Here is a 16,043-nt window from a genome sequence, read left to right on the forward strand (position 1 = left end):
AGCTGCTCCGTCGGTCATCTCCGCACATGCAGGAATGTCTGCCAAGGTTGCTTGACCTGCATCAAGGTGTGCCTCCCGGAGGGGCCGATGATGAGCTTTCCGATGGGAGGATGCCAAGATGAAATTATCAGTTGCCCTGACAGGGCTGTTGCTGGTGACGGGGTTCGTAGCCGCGAGCACCGAAAGGGCAAGTGCCGTGGTGTATTGTCAGTATGTCGAGTATCCCGTCGGCTGCGTCGTCAGGCCCGGCGTCGTGCTGCGGCCCCGCCCGGTGGCGCGCGCCGTGGTGGCCCCAGGCGTGCGCGTGCGGGGAACGCCGATGAATCGAGGCGGGCCGGTTAATCGCGTCGGCAGACGCTAGAATTATAGAATTATCGCTCTCCGCGAGCCGGTTGGGCCGGCCGAACGTCATTGCCCGCGCCGATGATCGCGGTTTGCGGGCAGGATCGTTCCGGCAGCGAGAAGCCGTGTCAATTGTGTCATTTGTCAATTGTCTCATCCAAAGGCAGTGATCATGAAGCGAATGAAGTTGGCTGCGTCGGTGCTGTCGTTGACGACGCTACTCGTGCTTCCAGCATTGGCCCAACAGTCGGCGCCGCCGAGTGCTGTGTTGCCGACCGAGCGATCGGTTCTGCCGATTCCTGAACCGAACCCTCCACACAGCACCGTATTCGATGCGCGCGATGCGACGCCGCCGCCGCGGTTTGAAGTCAAGGCGCCGGCCGGTGCACCCAATGTACTGATCGTGCTCATCGACGACATGGGCTTCGGCCAGTCGAGCGCGTTTGGCGGCCCAATCAGGATGCCGACGGTCGACCGCCTCGCCAACGAGGGTCTCCGCTACAACGAGTTTCACACCACGGCGCTTTGTTCGCCGACCCGCGCGGCGCTGCTCAGCGGCCGCAACCATCACATGAACAATTTCGGATCGATCGCGGAAACCGCGACGACCTTCCCGGGACAGACGGGCCAGCGTCCCAACAATGTCGCGTCCGTCGCGGAGATGCTGCGGTTGAACGGCTACAGCACGGCGCATTTCGGCAAAAATCACGAGACCGCGGCATGGGAGGTCAGTCCCTCCGGCCCGACCGACCGCTGGCCGACGCGCCAGGGCTTCGACAAGTTCTATGGCTTCATGGGCGGCGAAACCAATCAATGGGCGCCGCTGATTTACGATGGCATGACCCAGGTGGAGCCGTCGAAGGACCCGAACTATCATTTCATGACCGACATGACCGACAAGGCGATCGACTGGATGCGGTCGGAGAAATCGCTGACGCCGGACAAGCCGTTCTTCATGTATTTTGCACCCGGCGCCACCCATGCCCCGCATCAGGTGCCCAAAGAATGGATTGCCAAGTACAAGGGCAAGTTCGATCAGGGCTGGGACAAGCTGCGCGAGGAGACGTTGGCGCGGCAGATCAAGCTCGGCGTGGTGCCACCCGATACCAAGCTCGCCCCGAAGCCGGACGCCATCCAGGACTGGGACAAGCTGAGCGCTGACGAGAAGAAGCTGTTCGTGCGCCAGATGGAAGTATTCGCTGGATTTGGCGAATACACCGACACCGAGATCGGCCGCCTGATCGACGCCATCAAGACAACGGGCCAACTCGACAATACGTTGATCTTCTACATCGTCGGCGACAACGGCGCGAGCGCCGAAGGCGGCGCGAATGGCCTTTACAACGAGATGACCTATTTCAATGGAGTGCAGGAATCCGTCCAGGACGTCTTGAAGCACTATGACGAACTCGGCGGTCCCAACACCTACGGCCATTACGCCGCCGGCTGGGCGGTCGCTGGCGACACTCCGTTTACCTGGACCAAGCAAGTGGCCTCGAGCTATGGCGGCACCCGCAACGGCATGGTCGTCCATTGGCCGAAGGGGATCGCGGCGAAAGGCGAGCTTCGCCCGCAGTGGCATCACGTCATCGACATCGTGCCGACCATTCTCGAAGCAGTGAAACTGCCCGAGCCCAAGAGCGTAAATGGAACGGTCCAGACTCCCATCGAGGGCGTGAGCATGGCCTACAGCTTTGCCGACGCCAAGGCGCCGAGCAGGCATGCGACGCAGTATTTCGAAATCTTCGGCAACCGTGCGATCTACAGCGACGGCTGGCTGGCCGGCACGGTGCACCGGGCGGCCTGGGAAACCAAGCCGCGGCGGCCGCTCCAGCAGGATATCTGGGAGCTTTACGATGCGCGATCGGACTTCAGCCTGAGCAACGATCTGGCGGCCAAAAATCCGAACAAGCTGAAGGAGATGCAGGAGCTGTTCCTGAGGGAAGCCGTGAAATACAACGTGCTGCCGCTCGACGACCGCACCCTGGAGCGCACCAACGCGGCGCTGGTCGGACGTCCCGACCTGATGGCCGGCCGCACCAGCCTGACGGTCTACGAAGGCATGATCGGGATGACGGAGAATGTCTTCATCAACCTGAAGAACCAATCGCACGCCATTACTGCCGATCTGGACATCCCGAAGGGCGGAGCCAATGGCGTCATCATCGCCCAGGCCGGACGGTTCGGTGGCTGGACCTTCTACCTGAAGGACGGCAAGCCGACCTATACGTATAACTTTCTCGGTCTGCAGCGATACACCGTGACCGCCAAGCAGGCTCTTCCGGCAGGCAAAGCCGCATTGCGCTTTGAGTTCGCCTACGACGGTGGCGGCCTGGGCAAGGGTGGCGTGGGCACGATCCTCGTGAACGGAAAGACCGTCGCGACCGGCCGGATCGAACGAACCCAATGCTGCTTCTACTCCGCGGACGAAGGCGCTGACGTCGGCGCCGATGAAGGCACGCCTGTTACCGAGGCCTACAAAATGCCGTTCAAGTTCACAGGCAAGATCGGCAAGGTGACGATTGATCTAGTGGATATGAAGAAGGCCGACACTGAAGAAGCCGTCCAAGCCCGCAAGGCAGCGGCGTTGAAGAAGGGACTGTCCGATTGATGCGCTCTTCGCGCTCGCCAGGTCAGTGATCGGTCCCTTGAGAAGGAGCGGCAATGAAGACAGCCATTCTGGCGACGATCCTTCTGGCCTCGAGCCTAGGGGGAGCGGTCGCGCAAAATGCAGGCACCGCGGAGCCCGAGGTTCTCGCTGACGGCAACGGCGCTGTCAGCAGGCGCTTCGATAACACCAGCAAGGTTCGTTTCATCGAGATCTTTCTCGCAGGTCGCGATGCGAAGACGGGGAAGGTGGTTGCCGCCTGCCACAACAGCATATTCACCTCGAAGGGAATCCCCGCGTCGAGAGACACTGCCCCGCAAATGTTGGTCGAAGGCCTTGATTTCGAGGCCATGAAGAAGGACTTCGGCGTGCTCGGCGCATCGTTGAATGGTCCGAAAATCTGGCTGCCGGATTGGGTCGAGGTCACCGTCGGAAAGCAAAGAGAGTTCAACGGAATCGCCACCGCATGGGTCGCCCAGTTGAACCTTGGCAGCAACGTGAGCGTCTCGGAAACCACTCCGTACAAGCCGATCACCATCGCGCGGGAGAGCGGGCTCGGTTGGAAAAAGGGCGCCCTGGCGCTTCTTCTCGACGATGCCGAGGGCAATACCTGGATCATGAAGGGATTCCAGCTAGGCCTCAAGCCGCAGCATACCTTCGAACAATTCGTTGCCGCAGGAGCAAGCAACTTCAAGCAGCTCCCGCCCGGGTGGAAGTTCCGGATCAAGACGCTTGAGAAAGATCTGACCGAGGTACCCAAAAGTGGTATCGCTACGATCATGTCGGACGAGTTTTTCAATGTCTACGACAAGACCGGACCTGGGATGAGCGACTACAAGCCGTAGTCGTCGACGACAACTCAGGCATGCCGCCTGAAATGGGAGCGTGGGGGGTACGATTGCAGCGCGATAGATCGGGACGCAGGTCCGGCTTCCTGCGATTGTGGCTGAGCGGCGTTTTCGCGTCCGCCGCGTTCGCTTCGTTTTCGCCTCTGGTCGCCCATGCCGATGAGAGCGGCATTTCGTTCTGGCTGCCGGGATTGTACGGCAGCCTCGCCGCAACGCCTGCCACGCCGGGCTGGTCGGTGGCTGCCATCTACTACCATACGAGCGTGGGTGCCTCAGGCGCGGCCGCGGCGTCGCGCGAGTTCCAGGTCGGACGATTTTCTCCGACCGTCAACATCGATCTCAATCTGGCTTTGCGCGGCCAGGCCGATCTGATGTTCATCGCGCCGACCTACACGTTTGCGACGCCCGTACTCGGCGGCCAGTTGTCGGCGACGCTGGCCAGCGTCTACGGCAGAAATTCCGCGAGCATCGCCGGTACGTTGACGACGGTTGCCGGTCCGATCGTCAGCACGCGCACCGGATTCCTCGAAGACGCACTCGTCTCTTACGGAGATCTCTATCCGACCGTGAAGCTCAAGTGGAATAACGGCGTCCACAATACCATGGTATATGGCGCCGGCGATATTCCCGTCGGCGACTACAGTCGGAACCGGTTGGCCAACATCGGCATCGGTCACGGCGCCATCGACTTTGGCGGCGGCTACACTTATTTGAATCCGACGACCGGCACGGAATTCTCGGCCGTCGGCGGCTTGACCTACAATTTCAAGAATCCCGATACCCAATACCAGAGCGGCATCGATTTCCATCTGGACTGGGGCGTGTCGCAGTTCCTGTCGAAGCAGGTCTTCGTCGGTTTCGTCGGCTACGCCTATCAGCAGATTACCGACGACTTCGGTCAACCCGCCGTTCTCGGCGGCTTCCGCTCGCGCGTCCTCGGCGTTGGCCCGCAGATCGGATATATTTTCCAGATCGGCAGCAATCAGGCGTTCCTGGGGCTGAAGGGATATGGCGAGTTCGACGCCGCCAACCGGCCGTCGGGCTGGAACACGTGGCTGACGTTCTCGATCTCGGAGGCCGCGCCCGCCAGCACGGTGGCGCCGACTTGGCACAAAGTGTCGAAATAGAATAGAGAAGTATCGACCTCCCGCATTGGACTGAATTCCGGCATTGTCATATCGGGTGGTTCCGCGGCGGTGCAGCACGTCCGTCGCTTCGGACCGAAACGGCGGTCGAGCTGCGCTTACCCACTCCGGATTGATGAGTACGTGTCCTAGCATGCGGGAGCTTCGTTTCACGTTGCGCGGCTTTGGCGCGGTTTTGGTTGCAGCGCTGCTGGCGCTGTCGGCCCATGCGGCATTTGCCGGCGACGCCGCACCGGCCGATCAGATCTCGGCGTTCCGGCTTGCGCATGGCGAAGGCCGCGTGACGCGCGACGCGACGCTCGACCGCATCGCGATGGAGCAGGCGCGTGCGATGGCCGACAAGGACGATCTCAGCCACGAGGTGCTCGGCCCGTTCACGCGCCGCGTGGCGCCGTCGAAGGCCGGCCGCGCGGCCGAGAACATCGCCTACGGCTATGACAATTTCGACAAGACGCTGGGACAGTGGATCAACTCGGCGGGTCATCGCAAGAATCTGCTGCTGCCCAAGGCGACCAAGGTCGGCATCGCCAGCGCAAAGAATGCCAGCGGCAAGCGCACCTATTGGGCGATGGTGATCGCGGGCGACTACGACGCCGACAAGCCGAAGGGCGCTCCGAAGAGCAAGGCCAAGGCCGTCGTCGCGCAGACCGCGACCCGATCCGAGAAAGGCAACGCCACGCCGGCGACGCGCTGGGGCGCCAAGCCGCCGACATCCTCCTCCAAGGACTGCCACCTCAGCATCAAGGTGATCGGTCTCTGCATCTGAGCGCAGTGACCTGCGGCCATGGCTGAACGCGACGCCCGCCGCGCGATCACGGCGTTGTGCGAACAGCGCACGTTGTCGGGGCGAGCTTTATCAGCTATGCAATTAATGGTTGTCTTTTGGGCAGCCACTATCGTGAAGATTTTTCATCTCATTTTGAACGGAGACCATCATGGCAGTCATTGAGCAGACCTCAACCACCAGCACCAATCCGCAGACCGCCTCGGCGTCCTTCCAATGGTCGCTCACGTCCTACGAGGAACAGGGCAATCTGTGGCTCAAGTGGAGCACGAACGCCCCGTTCCGCGCGCAGCAGGGGCAGATCTCCGTCTACAGCGGCAGCAGCTTCCCTTCCGATCCGAAGAAGGACCGCAAGGCCTGGTCGTGGGACAACGAGCATGGCGGCGGCTCGGGATGGGACACGGGCCTGCGCTACGGCTCCGACTGGTACTGCGCCTGGATCGCCGAGAAGAGCCCGAACGGGCCGTACGCCTACGCGGTCACGCTCGTCACCAAGCTCGCCTGAGCTGACGCGCCGTAAGAGGTGGGATCTACGATCCCACGCGATTGGCCGCGCTGAGACCTGTGCCTCAGCGCGGCTGCTTCTTCAGGTGCAGATAGCCGGGATCGAATTCGCCGATCGCGCATAGCCGCGTCCAATCGTGCACCGTCAGCATGCCGCTGCGGAAATCGACGGCGCGGCTGGCGCGCAGATCGACCAGCGTGCGGTTGACCGTCGCGATTGCCATGCCCAGCGCCTCGCCGAGCTGCACCAGGCTCACCGGCAACGGCAACTGATCGTCCCGGACGTGGCCGAGCGCCCTGGCGCGATAGAACAGCTCGCAGAACAGATGCGCCATGCGCGCCGGCTTGCTCCGCGCGCTGTTGTTGGTGACGGCCTCGCGGAAGATCGACGCATCGATCAGGGTCTCGCGCCAGATCGCAAAGCCGAGCGCCGGGCGCCGGCTCATCGCCCGGATCAGCTCCTTGTGCAGCACGCTGGCCACGGCGGCCGGTCCGATCGCGCAGACCGCATGATCCATGCGGTCGAGGAACAGCGCCTGGGCGTCAGGCCAGTCGCCTGGCATGTGGAAGGAGAGATATTGCCGCGCGCCGCTCGGCAGCAGGTGATAGCGCGCCACCCATCCGGACAGCACGACGACGGAGCGGTCCGGCTCGTCGCCCTGGCGGATCAGGTCCTCATGATCGACCAGCTCGCGCGGGGCGAAGCTGAGCGTCTTGATCTCGGCGACGTCGTCGTTCGAGAGCTGCGAATGCTCCTTGAGCTTGGTGATGACGGTCCGGTTCGCTTCCATCGCAATCGTGCCCGTGTCGTCCTCTCGCATATCAAATGAGATGATGCCGCCGGCAGTTCCGAACTAAAGTTGAGCGCAGAAGATGCGGGTAATGTCACCGGGCGCCGCCTCGGGAGAACAGTCATGCCCCACATTGCGTTCCTCGACCTGGTCCGGCGCTTGTTCGGCGGTGCAGCTGCCGATGGCGAGAGCAGCACGGTGGGGAACGACGGCCGTTCCGATCCGTTGGTGCATCCGATGTCGGATCAGGAGCTCTCGCGCGCCATCCGCGATCTGCGCCGCCATCGGCCATCCGAGACCGCGCCGAACAGACCCGCACGGCGTTCGTCGGCTGCGCGGCGCGATCGCTCGTGACTAGACCGATCGCGCCGGCGCCGTGTCCTGCTCCATCAGAAACAGCATCAGCCGCACCAGCTCGTCCTCCAGCTCGCGTGTGCCGACGAGGCGATGTTCGCGCATGACGGCGGCCCGGATCGGTCCCAGCGCAGCGCGCACCAGGATGAAGCGGCGCGCGGCCGGCATCGTCTCGCTCCGCAATCCCGCCGCCTCGATCAGCCGCTCGGTCATGCGGTCCACCATCTCGTGCAGCGCCTTCTGCAGCTCCGCGTCATGGCCCAACAGGCCGAGCAGATAGCGCCGCACGCGGTGACGGCCGGCGAACGGGGCAAAGCCCTGGCGCACCGCCGCGCGCACGATCGCCTCGCGGCCGAGCCCGCGATGCGTCTCCAGCGCCTCCGCGAACTGCGCCTCCTGGCGGGCGAACTCGCGCAGCACCAGCGCACGCAACAGCGAGGTCTTGTCCCTGAAGTAGCTGTAGAGCGTGCCGATCGAGAAGCCCGCGCGCTCGGCGATGGCGTTCGTGCTCAGGCCCTTGCCGCCGCCGCTCTGCAGAAGTTGAGCGGTCGCCTCGAAGATCACGTCCAGGGTCTGCCGCGTGCGCTTCTGCACCGGGGTTTTTCGAAGCATTTCAGGAGCTTGCTGCACGGTCTGGACCTTGGCTGGCGGACGGGCGAAATCGAGTAGGCGTTGCCGCCGGCTCGGGTTAGATCAGAGCCCGCATGCGGGCGGCCGGACAATGAGTGGATGGGCTCCGGGCCGAGCCTGCTTGCACCGGCTGAACCTCATTTGAACGAAGGACTGATTGCCATGCTGCGCGTCGCATTCCCGTTTGTCACAATCATCGCCGTCTCCCAATGTCTTCTGTCGCAGGCCGCGCTGGCCGGCAACCGCACCGCCGCCGACAGCTGCGCCGCCAAGCTGTCGCCGGTGGCGAAGCAGATCTACGACGTGACCGCGCCGGCCATCGGCCCGGACAGCGTCGTCAAGGACGCGATCGTCGAGCGTGTCAGGCCGCTGGTGATGGCCGGGAAGTTCGATCGCGACACCGCCCGCGCCAACGCCACGCCGGCCGGCGAATGCCTGGTGCTGCTGAAGTAGGTCGCGCCGCGCCCCATAAGGTTTGGAGGCTGCGACGGGACATGAGGCCGCAGCCTCCCGGAGCAGGCGGCGTCGCTCCGGGACAAGCCGGCTTGGCAAGTCAGCCGACTCGCACATCAATAGGTGATACTGGACCTTCTCACCCGTCACTGGGTTGCCGGTGCCGCGTTCATGGCCGCAGCGCTGCTGGCGGCCTGTCGCTGCTGCTGCACGTGATCATCGCCGCCAACGCCGTCCGGCGCGCGCCGCACGCCCGCGCGGTGGCCTGAGCGCGCGTCCTCATTCACCCGGAGCGAGCTGGATCGTCCGTGCCGGCTCTGGCCGACGGCGCAGCCGTCTGCGCGAGACGTAGAGCAGCACGCCGGTGATCCCGAACAGCGGCATCAGCGCGGCGGCGAGCATGAAGACGAATTGGCCGGGCCAGCCGAGAATGCTGCCGCGGTGGATATCCAGGATCCGCGCCAGGGCGCGCTCGCCCACGGTCTTGTCGGCGTAACGCTCGGCCGCGAGCAGCCGGCCGGTCGCGCCGTCGATGCGGAATTCGTCGCTCCGGCCGTCGTGCGCCTCGCTCGGCCAGGTGCGCACGCGCGCCGCCGTGCCGACGCCCGTGGGCAAGGTGATCTGCATCACGGCAAAGCGATCCCCGATCTGTTCGCGCAACGTGGCCCACACTGCGTCGAGCGCGACGAGCTTGGCCTGCGCTGTGGAATCTGCCCGGCCGTCGCGTGAGGCCTTGCCGGGCATCGGGGCGGGCGACGAGGACGGCGCGAGCAGCCAGGTCAGGCCGTCCTTGTACCAGGCGTAGGAATAGGACAGCCCGGTCAGCGCCATCACAAGGTAGATTGGCAGCACCCACGTGCCGATCACGCTGTGCAGCGAGCGATGCAGGCCGCGACCGTTCAGGCCGAGCTGCGGCTTGAGCCACAGCGTCGCGCTGCCGGCCCGTCGTGGCCAGCGCAGCACGAGGCCCGTGATCAGCAGCACCACGAGCCCGAGCACCGCGGCGCCGGTGATCTGGCGGCCGGCGCCATTGCCGTCGCCCGGCAGCAGCAGCCAGCGATGCAGCCGGCGGACCGTGGCGAAGAACGCCTCGCCGCTGATCGGGCCGAGCACGCGGCCGTCATAGGGATCGACCAGCGCCGAGGTTGGCCGCCCGCCGTCCTGGCCGCGCGCGAAGCGGATGCGCACGGCGGCGGTGGGATCGCGCGACAGCGTGATTGCGGCCACCTTGCCGGCCTCGGGATCGGCCTGCAGCCGCGCGACGAGTTCCGACGGCGCGAGCGGCGCCTCCACCCGCGGAGCGACGCGCGCCAGCGAGGCGTTGAGGCCGGCCTGGATCTCGTCCTCGAAGCTCATGACCGCGCCGGTGAGGCCCATCAAGGCGAGGATCAGCGCCGCCGCGAGGCCCAGGACGGAGTGGATCTGCAGCAGCGCTGGTTTGATGCGCAATGGCGTCAAGCGGCGTCCTCCCTGCCTCGTTGCTAGAACTTCACCGTGGCCGACAGCGACACCCGCCTGGCATCGCCGACCGCGACGTTCAGCGCGCTCACGGCCGACGGATAGTAGACGTTGTCGAACAGGTTCTTGACGTTGAGCTGATAGATCACCGGCAGGTTCTGGTGCCTGGTCTCATAGGTCGCGAAGAGATCGGCGACCACATAGGACGGCAGCACGAAGCTGTTGGCGGCATCGCCGGCGCGGTCGCCGACATAGCGCGCGCCGCCGCCGAGCCGCAGCTGGCCGGGCAGGGCGGTACCGAAGTCGTAGACGAGATAGAGCGAGGCGGTGTTGAGCGCGACGTTCTGCAGCCGCTTGCCGGCATAGACCGGATCCTCCGTGACCCGCGCGTCGGTGTAGCCGTAGCTGCCGATCATGCTCCAGTGGTCGGAGAGCTTGCCGGTGACGTCGATCTCGGCGCCGCGCGAGCGCGCCTTGCCGGCGGTGGTGTATTCGACCACGTTGCTGGCATTGGTCTGCGACACCAGCACGTTGCGCTTGTCGATGTCGTAGACGGCGATGGTGCCGGACAGCCGCTTGTCGAGGTCGAACTTGAAGCCGGCCTCCCAGGCCGTGCCTTCTTCCGGCGCGATGCTGGAGCCGAGCACGACGCCGCCGCTGAGCGGGGCGATCGTCGAGTTTGGCTTCAGCGATTGCGTGTAGCTGGCATAGAGCGAGAGCTGGTCGCTGAGCTTGAGGATGGCGCCGCCGAGCGGCAGCACCTTGTCGGCGGCGACATCGGTGTTGGCCTTGAACGGGCGTCCGCGTCCGGCGATCTGCTCGTAGTCCATGTAGCGCACGCCGCCGACCAGCGCGAGCTTGTCGGTGAGATGCAGCGTGTCCTGCAGGAACAGCGAGTAGGTGCCGAGCTTGTCGGTCTGGTCGCTGTCGGTGGCCGAGATCGTCGTGCCCGGCTGGATCAGCCCATAGACCGGGTTGTAGATGTTGAACGTCGAGACCTTCTGCCGGATGAGGTCCTGGCGATAGATGGTGCGATACTGCGCGTCGCCGCCGACTAGCACCTCGTTGCGCATCCCGCCGATCCAGAAGCCGCCCTGCAGATAGGAGGTGCCGTAGCTGACCCTGCTGAGCGAGCCCCAGGTGCCGTCGTTGCTGCGCGTCTCCGCGCCGGTGGTCGCGTCGATGGAGGTGATGCGCAACTGGTTGGCGCTGTAGGTCTCGGTGTTGTAGCTGTAGGCCGCGGTCAGCTTCCAGTCCTCGTTGAGCCTCTGCTCGACCGAGGCCTGGACGAGGTCGGATTGTCCCCACATGTTGTTGTAGGGCTCGTCGAGCCGCCGCGTCGCGGGGATCGCCAGCGGCGCGCCGTTGACGAAGGCGGTGCCGCGATCGAACGGGCTGATGAACTCGCGATGCTCGTAGGTGAGCTGGACGGTCGTCATGTCGCCGTACCAGGCGAGCGACGGCGCCACCAGCATCTCGCGGTGGCGGCCGAAATTGCGCCAATAGTCCTCGCTGACGCCGTAGCCGATGAAGCGATAGGCGAGCCCGCCATCGCCGATCGGGCCCGTCACGTCCACGGTGCCGTCCGCGCCGGTCTTGTCGTTGGCATAGGCCGAGCCGAGCAGCGTGACCGAGCCGTGCTGATACAGCTCCGGCCGCTTGCTGATGGTGTTGACGATGCCGCCGGGATCCATGATGCCGTAGAGCAGCGAGGCCGGCCCCTTCAGCACCTCGACGCTCTCGACCGCGGCGGTGAGGCTGCGTCCCTGCACCAGCGGCATGCCGTTGCGCATGATCGAGCCGTCGCGGTTGTCGCCGAAGCCGCGCCGCATCACCGCGTCCTGGGTGCCGGCGAGCGTGTTGGTCTGGGTGACGCCAGAGATGTTGGCGAGCGCGTCGTCGAGATTGCGCGGCAACTGATCCTTGATCACCTGCGCGGGCACGACATTGACCGACTGCGCCGCATCGAGCGGCGAGGCGCCGCTGCGCAGGGTCGTCGCGCTCGGCATGGCGCGATAGTTGAGCTTGGCGGCATCGAGCACCGCGGCCTCGGCTGCGGCGCGCTCGGCGCGCGTCGGCATCGGCGGTGGTTGCGCGGCGCGCCGTGCCGGCTGCGCCTGGGCGCGGCGCTGTGGCGCGCCAGAGGTGGCTTGAGGTTTACGCTTCGGTGTCGACGAGTCCACCGTCACCGGCGGCAGCTCGGATTGAGCATGGACTGTGGAGGAGCAGAGCAGGTCGGCGGTCAGGGCACTCAGGATCGCAATCGTGTGACACATGCCGGAGCGCGGATCGCGCCGGCCTTCCATCTTCGTCATCGTTTACTTTCACTTCCAACGTCGCGCCGTTCAAGCGAACGGCTTGCATGACGTGGTGTGTAGCAACGAGGTCGAGCGATGAACACGCCGCGCTGAGTTGAATTGCTCTAAGCAGCGCGGCGCCGAAATGTTCTGAATTGGTTCGGACATGCGCGCGCACGCGGCAGCTTTGCGGCCTCGCGCGCGAACTGATCATGGGGTGCGCAGACCGATGCACGAACGTGCAGACGTTGCGCATGCGCGGCGCTTCTTCACCCGCTTTGGCGAATGAAGCACCGTCGGTCTCATTTTTCGGGACTCGGCGCCGACCCTTGTCAGCGCATCGGATACGTCGTGCCGGAATGCGCGCTCATCGTGCCCCATCGATGCGCGCGATCGACCGGGACTATTGTGCCGCGGCGAGCTCCAGCTCCGCCGGCTTGCCGGGCCCGATCAGCGGAATGTCGAGCGTCACGCGCGTGCCCTGCTGCGGCTGGCTGTCGAGCTCGATGCGACCCCCGAGCGTGGACGCGACGAGGTTGAAGGCGATGTGCAGGCCGAGGCCGGCATTGCCCTTCTCGCGGCGCGTGGTGAAGAACGGATCGAACACCCGGCCGCGCACGTGGTCGCGCATGCCGACGCCCTCGTCGGCACAAACGATGCGCACCGAGTCCTCGCTGGGTGGTGCGACCTCCACGGTGAAGACGCCGCTGATGTCGCCAGGATAGGCATGCGTCGCCGCATTGAAGGCGAGGATGCTGATGACCTGTCCGAGCGCGCCGGGATAGCTGGTGAGCACGATGCCCTCCGGGCAGGAGAGCACGACCGTCAGTCCCTGGCGCGCCAGCAGCGGGCGGAGCTTCGCGACGTGATCGCTCATCCAGCCCAGCAGTTCGAACGTCTGCAGCGTTTCGTTGGCCTGGTCGACGGCGACCTGCTTGAAGCTGTGCACCATCTCGGAGGCACGGTGCAGGCTCTGCGTCGTCAGGTGCAGACCCTGCTGCAGCCGCTCGACCCCCCGCGCCAGATCCGAGCGCCGCACCGGGCCGCCGCCGAGCATGCGGGCGATCGCCTCGACGTCGCCTTCCATCGCCGTCGACGTGGTCAGCGCGAGGCCCAGCGGTGTGCTGACCTCGTGGCCGACGCCGGCGACGAGCTGGCCGAGCGAGGCCAGCTTCTCGGCCTGCACCAGATGAGCCTGCGTGGCATGCAGATCGCGCAACGAGGCCTCGGAGCGTTCCTTCTCGCGCTGCAGCGCCTCGGCGGTGCGGAACTGCTTGCGTGCCTGGTACTCCCGCGCCCCGACGGCATAGAGCGAGAGCAGGCAGGCATTGCCGACCAGCGAATGATCGATGAAGCGCAGGCCGGGCGGCAGCGGCTCGGTCGCAAGACTCTCGGCCACCGCCAGCGCGCTCCAGCTCGTTGCACAGAAGATCGCGTAGGAGCCGGTGCGCAACGGCAGCATGGTCGATACGAACAGGATGACGATGATCATGCCGGCCGCGGAGTAGGTGAAGCCCGAGGGCAGCACCCAGTAGATCGTCGGCAGCACGCAGCCGGGGATCACGCAATAAACCAGGTGAATCGGCTCGGCCCATCGGCGCGCCGGCGTCGACAGCAAAGCCGTCAGCGGCAACAGCACCAGCGCGGCGGTCCCGCCGCGGATCGCGAACGTGGTCGGCACGATCTCGGGATAGAGCACCCAGTCCCACAGCGTGTAGCCGGCAAAGGTGAGGGCGCCGAGCAGCATCGCGATCTGCGTCCAGGCGGTGCTGCCGCGGACGTAATGGTCGACGAAACGCCGCTCCTCGACGGTATCCTCGAAACGGAGACCCAGACGCTCCAGCAATCTCAACATTATGCCACCGCAATCGAAAAACGATCCCCCGCCGCGGAGTGAGAGCCTCGGCGGGAGGGCAGACATACACGAGATGATCTGTTTGAGAAAACGACGGGAGATCGCATCCGCCGCCCGCGGCACGCAGAGCGCTATGAGAACTGTTCCAATTCTCGCCGTGCGGCATGTCTCCGCCCAGCCGAACGGAGCCGATCAGTGCTGCAGCATTTGCGCTCGACTTTCGTCAGGCTGCGCAGAGCCGCCGAGGACTCATGGCGCCGCATGACCCTCGACCACTACGTCCTTGCCGTAGCGGCCCTTCGTTCGGAACGTCACCTTGTCGCCGTCGAAGCTGAGCCGCCAATTGCGCTCCTCGCCCTGGCCAATGAACTGGGCGTCGATCACGAAGGTCGTGGCGTCGATCCAGCTGCCCTTCATGGCCCGGTAGGTGAAGGGCTGCCAGGGATGGGGCGGCGCGGTCTTGCGATAGAGGCCATCGAGGCCGATCGGGCTCTGCAGATGCACCGTGCCTCCGGCGCGGTCCCGCGAGGGGATGTCCCAGGTGACCTGCGGTTCCGGTCCCGTGAGGTCCAGCTTGATCGTGTTGATGCCGAGCGGGCCGGGCGGGAAGCTGTAGGTCTTGCCCGAGATGGAAGCCGCCATCTCCGGCAAGGCTCCGACCGGGCCTCGCGTTTCCGTCGCGACCTCGCGGACATCAGCGGCGAGCGCGGCTGCCGCTTCCGGCGCCGCAGGCAGGGCGCTGTCAGATGTCACAGTCGCCGAAATGGTGTTGGCGAGCTTGCGGAATGGACAGAACTCGCGCGCGGTCATCACCGCCACGATGTCGCGGTCGGGCAGCACCATGATGACCTGGCAGTGGTAGCCGACCGCCATGAACACGTGTTTGTCCGGCAGGGCCCAGAACTGATCGGCGTAGGAGAGCCCCGGATCGAACTTCGCATTCATGCTGACGGTGGCGTGGTTGACGGCTTCGATCCAGTCCGGCGGCAGCAATTGCTGCTCGCCCCAGCGGCCGCGCCGCAGATAGAGGTAGCCGATCTTCGCCATGTCGCGCGGCTTCAGCGCCAGCCCGAAACCGCCGGCGGAAATTCCCTGGGCATCCTTGAACCAGGCGTGCTCGGTGATCCCGAGCGGCCCAAACAGCCTCTCCTTGGCGAAGTCCTCTGCGCTCTTGCCGGTGAGCTTCGTGACGATCGCGGAGAGCAGATGGGAGTTGCCGCTGTTGTAGTAGAACATCTCGCCGGGCGCTTGCGCCATCGGCCGGTCAAGGATGTACTGCACCCAATCCGGGCTCCGGCCCATCTCGTAGAGGGATGTCTCGGCGCCGCCGCTATAACCCTCGTCCCAGTCGAACCCGGAAGTCATGTTGAGCAGGTGCTGCACCGTGAGCGCCTGCTTGCGCGCGTCGACATTGTCGATCTTGCGATCCTTGAAGAAGTCGAGCACCGGATGATCGAGACTGTCGAGCACGCCGTCCTTGAGCAGCATCGCAATCAGCGTCGAGACCACGGCTTTGGTCGCGGAATTGATGATGTGCGGCTCGTCGGCCTTGTAGGGCGCGTAGCTGGCATCGAGCACGATGCGGCCATGGCGCGTGATCAGCAGGCTGTCGAACCTGAACGTCTTGCCCGCGGCGACGAGCTTCGCCAAGGCCGCCGAATCCATCCCCTCATCCTCGGGGGTGGCGATTGGCCAGTCGGATTGCGGAAAGCCGGCTCGGCTCGCCTCATCGGCGGCCGCGTGGGGCGTGAGCGGACAGACGAGCAGCAGGGCGACGGTAAACCAGAATCCGGTCCTGACACGCAACATGGCATTCCCCCGGCGAACGGGGCGTAGGACATGCTATCAGAGCGCGACAATCAATCAAAGATTGCGTGATGATCGCCGCGCGCCGTCATACTGCCACCGGCGCTCGCCTCATACCCGGTGTCGTCCCGGACAAGCGCGCAACGCGCGCGCCGATCCGGGATCCAT

At 65.1% G+C, this 16,043-nt stretch carries 15 protein-coding genes; 8 read left to right on the forward strand and 7 right to left on the reverse strand.

The annotated features are described in order from the left end of the window. Nucleotides 1-118 precede the first annotated feature (118 nt). Nucleotides 119-361: a hypothetical protein gene (locus QX121_RS05010; RefSeq protein WP_315713314.1), complete on the forward strand. Its 243-nt coding sequence runs from the start codon at nucleotides 119-121 to the stop codon at nucleotides 359-361. Nucleotides 362-495: 134 nt separating this feature from the next. Here QX121_RS05010 and QX121_RS05015 read toward each other — a convergent pair whose 3' ends face one another. Then, the gene (locus QX121_RS05015; protein WP_315811329.1) at nucleotides 496-753 is read right to left on the reverse strand and encodes a hypothetical protein; all 258 of its coding nucleotides are present in this window, start codon (nucleotides 751-753) and stop codon (nucleotides 496-498) included. Here QX121_RS05015 and QX121_RS05020 point away from each other — a divergent pair. The 5 genes from QX121_RS05020 (at nucleotide 746) to QX121_RS05040 (ending at nucleotide 6,232) form a co-directional block, all read left to right on the forward strand. After that, a complete protein-coding gene (locus tag QX121_RS05020) occupies nucleotides 746-2,953 on the forward strand; it encodes an arylsulfatase (RefSeq protein WP_315811330.1) in 2,208 nt (735 codons plus the stop codon). The genes QX121_RS05015 and QX121_RS05020 overlap by 8 nt on opposite strands. A gap of 53 nt (nucleotides 2,954-3,006) precedes the next feature. Next, nucleotides 3,007-3,795 carry a hypothetical protein gene (locus QX121_RS05025; RefSeq protein WP_315796388.1) on the forward strand — a complete coding sequence of 263 codons (789 nt, stop codon included), beginning with the start codon at nucleotides 3,007-3,009 and terminating at the stop codon, nucleotides 3,793-3,795. A 101-nt stretch (nucleotides 3,796-3,896) separates the two neighbouring features. Further along, entirely contained in the window at nucleotides 3,897-4,925 is a 1,029-nt protein-coding gene (locus QX121_RS05030; RefSeq protein WP_315779365.1) for a transporter, read from the forward strand. A 151-nt stretch (nucleotides 4,926-5,076) separates the two neighbouring features. Further along, the gene (locus QX121_RS05035) at nucleotides 5,077-5,709 is read left to right on the forward strand and encodes a CAP domain-containing protein (protein WP_315811331.1); all 633 of its coding nucleotides are present in this window, start codon (nucleotides 5,077-5,079) and stop codon (nucleotides 5,707-5,709) included. Between the two features lie 169 nt (nucleotides 5,710-5,878). Continuing rightward, a complete protein-coding gene (locus tag QX121_RS05040) occupies nucleotides 5,879-6,232 on the forward strand; it encodes a hypothetical protein (RefSeq protein ID WP_315736933.1) in 354 nt (117 codons plus the stop codon). Nucleotides 6,233-6,296: 64 nt separating this feature from the next. On the opposite strand, the gene QX121_RS05045 is transcribed toward QX121_RS05040, so the two are convergent. After that, nucleotides 6,297-7,022: a Crp/Fnr family transcriptional regulator gene (locus QX121_RS05045; protein WP_315811332.1), complete on the reverse strand. Its 726-nt coding sequence runs from the start codon at nucleotides 7,020-7,022 to the stop codon at nucleotides 6,297-6,299. A gap of 123 nt (nucleotides 7,023-7,145) precedes the next feature. Between QX121_RS05045 and QX121_RS05050 the strand changes: the two genes are divergently transcribed. After that, entirely contained in the window at nucleotides 7,146-7,376 is a 231-nt protein-coding gene (locus tag QX121_RS05050; RefSeq protein WP_315796394.1) for a hypothetical protein, read from the forward strand. Here QX121_RS05050 and QX121_RS05055 read toward each other — a convergent pair whose 3' ends face one another. Continuing rightward, a complete protein-coding gene (locus QX121_RS05055; RefSeq protein WP_315811333.1) occupies nucleotides 7,377-7,988 on the reverse strand; it encodes a TetR/AcrR family transcriptional regulator in 612 nt (203 codons plus the stop codon). Nucleotides 7,989-8,168: 180 nt separating this feature from the next. On the opposite strand from QX121_RS05055, the gene QX121_RS05060 reads away from it, so the two are divergent. Continuing rightward, entirely contained in the window at nucleotides 8,169-8,459 is a 291-nt protein-coding gene (locus QX121_RS05060) for a hypothetical protein (RefSeq protein ID WP_315811334.1), read from the forward strand. Between the two features lie 279 nt (nucleotides 8,460-8,738). Here the strand turns inward: QX121_RS05060 and QX121_RS05065 are convergent, their stop codons facing one another. The 4 genes from QX121_RS05065 to QX121_RS05080 all read right to left on the reverse strand — a co-directional run bounded on the left by QX121_RS05065 (nucleotide 8,739) and on the right by QX121_RS05080 (nucleotide 15,878). Continuing rightward, the gene (locus tag QX121_RS05065; RefSeq protein ID WP_315811335.1) at nucleotides 8,739-9,917 is read right to left on the reverse strand and encodes a PepSY-associated TM helix domain-containing protein; all 1,179 of its coding nucleotides are present in this window, start codon (nucleotides 9,915-9,917) and stop codon (nucleotides 8,739-8,741) included. A gap of 23 nt (nucleotides 9,918-9,940) precedes the next feature. Further along, on the reverse strand, nucleotides 9,941-12,232 hold the full coding sequence (locus tag QX121_RS05070) for a TonB-dependent siderophore receptor (RefSeq protein WP_409999310.1): 2,292 nt from the start codon (nucleotides 12,230-12,232) through the stop codon (nucleotides 9,941-9,943). 385 nt (nucleotides 12,233-12,617) lie between these two features. Next, on the reverse strand, nucleotides 12,618-14,069 hold the full coding sequence (locus QX121_RS05075) for a HAMP domain-containing sensor histidine kinase (RefSeq protein WP_315736945.1): 1,452 nt from the start codon (nucleotides 14,067-14,069) through the stop codon (nucleotides 12,618-12,620). A 249-nt stretch (nucleotides 14,070-14,318) separates the two neighbouring features. Beyond that, nucleotides 14,319-15,878, reverse strand: a complete 1,560-nt coding sequence (locus QX121_RS05080; protein WP_315811336.1) for a serine hydrolase — start codon at nucleotides 15,876-15,878, stop codon at nucleotides 14,319-14,321. Nucleotides 15,879-16,043 lie beyond the last annotated feature (165 nt).

The organism is Bradyrhizobium sp. SZCCHNR2028, assembly GCF_032380995.1.
Taxonomy (GTDB): domain Bacteria; phylum Pseudomonadota; class Alphaproteobacteria; order Rhizobiales; family Xanthobacteraceae; genus Bradyrhizobium.

Coding starts and splice junctions, on each gene's coding strand:
- QX121_RS05060 (WP_315811334.1), top strand. CDS start 8,169: ATGCTGCGCGTCGCATTCCCGTTTGTCACAATCATCGCCGTCTCCCAA.
- QX121_RS05075 (WP_315736945.1), bottom strand. CDS start 14,069: ATGTTGAGATTGCTGGAGCGTCTGGGTCTCCGTTTCGAGGATACCGTC.
- QX121_RS05055 (WP_315811333.1), bottom strand. CDS start 7,988: ATGCTTCGAAAAACCCCGGTGCAGAAGCGCACGCGGCAGACCCTGGAC.
- QX121_RS05025 (WP_315796388.1), top strand. CDS start 3,007: ATGAAGACAGCCATTCTGGCGACGATCCTTCTGGCCTCGAGCCTAGGG.
- QX121_RS05050 (WP_315796394.1), top strand. CDS start 7,146: ATGCCCCACATTGCGTTCCTCGACCTGGTCCGGCGCTTGTTCGGCGGT.
- QX121_RS05040 (WP_315736933.1), top strand. CDS start 5,879: ATGGCAGTCATTGAGCAGACCTCAACCACCAGCACCAATCCGCAGACC.
- QX121_RS05015 (WP_315811329.1), bottom strand. CDS start 753: ATGAGCACGATCAGTACATTGGGTGCACCGGCCGGCGCCTTGACTTCA.
- QX121_RS05045 (WP_315811332.1), bottom strand. CDS start 7,022: ATGGAAGCGAACCGGACCGTCATCACCAAGCTCAAGGAGCATTCGCAG.
- QX121_RS05035 (WP_315811331.1), top strand. CDS start 5,077: ATGCGGGAGCTTCGTTTCACGTTGCGCGGCTTTGGCGCGGTTTTGGTT.
- QX121_RS05010 (WP_315713314.1), top strand. CDS start 119: ATGAAATTATCAGTTGCCCTGACAGGGCTGTTGCTGGTGACGGGGTTC.
- QX121_RS05070 (WP_409999310.1), bottom strand. CDS start 12,232: ATGACGAAGATGGAAGGCCGGCGCGATCCGCGCTCCGGCATGTGTCAC.
- QX121_RS05080 (WP_315811336.1), bottom strand. CDS start 15,878: ATGTTGCGTGTCAGGACCGGATTCTGGTTTACCGTCGCCCTGCTGCTC.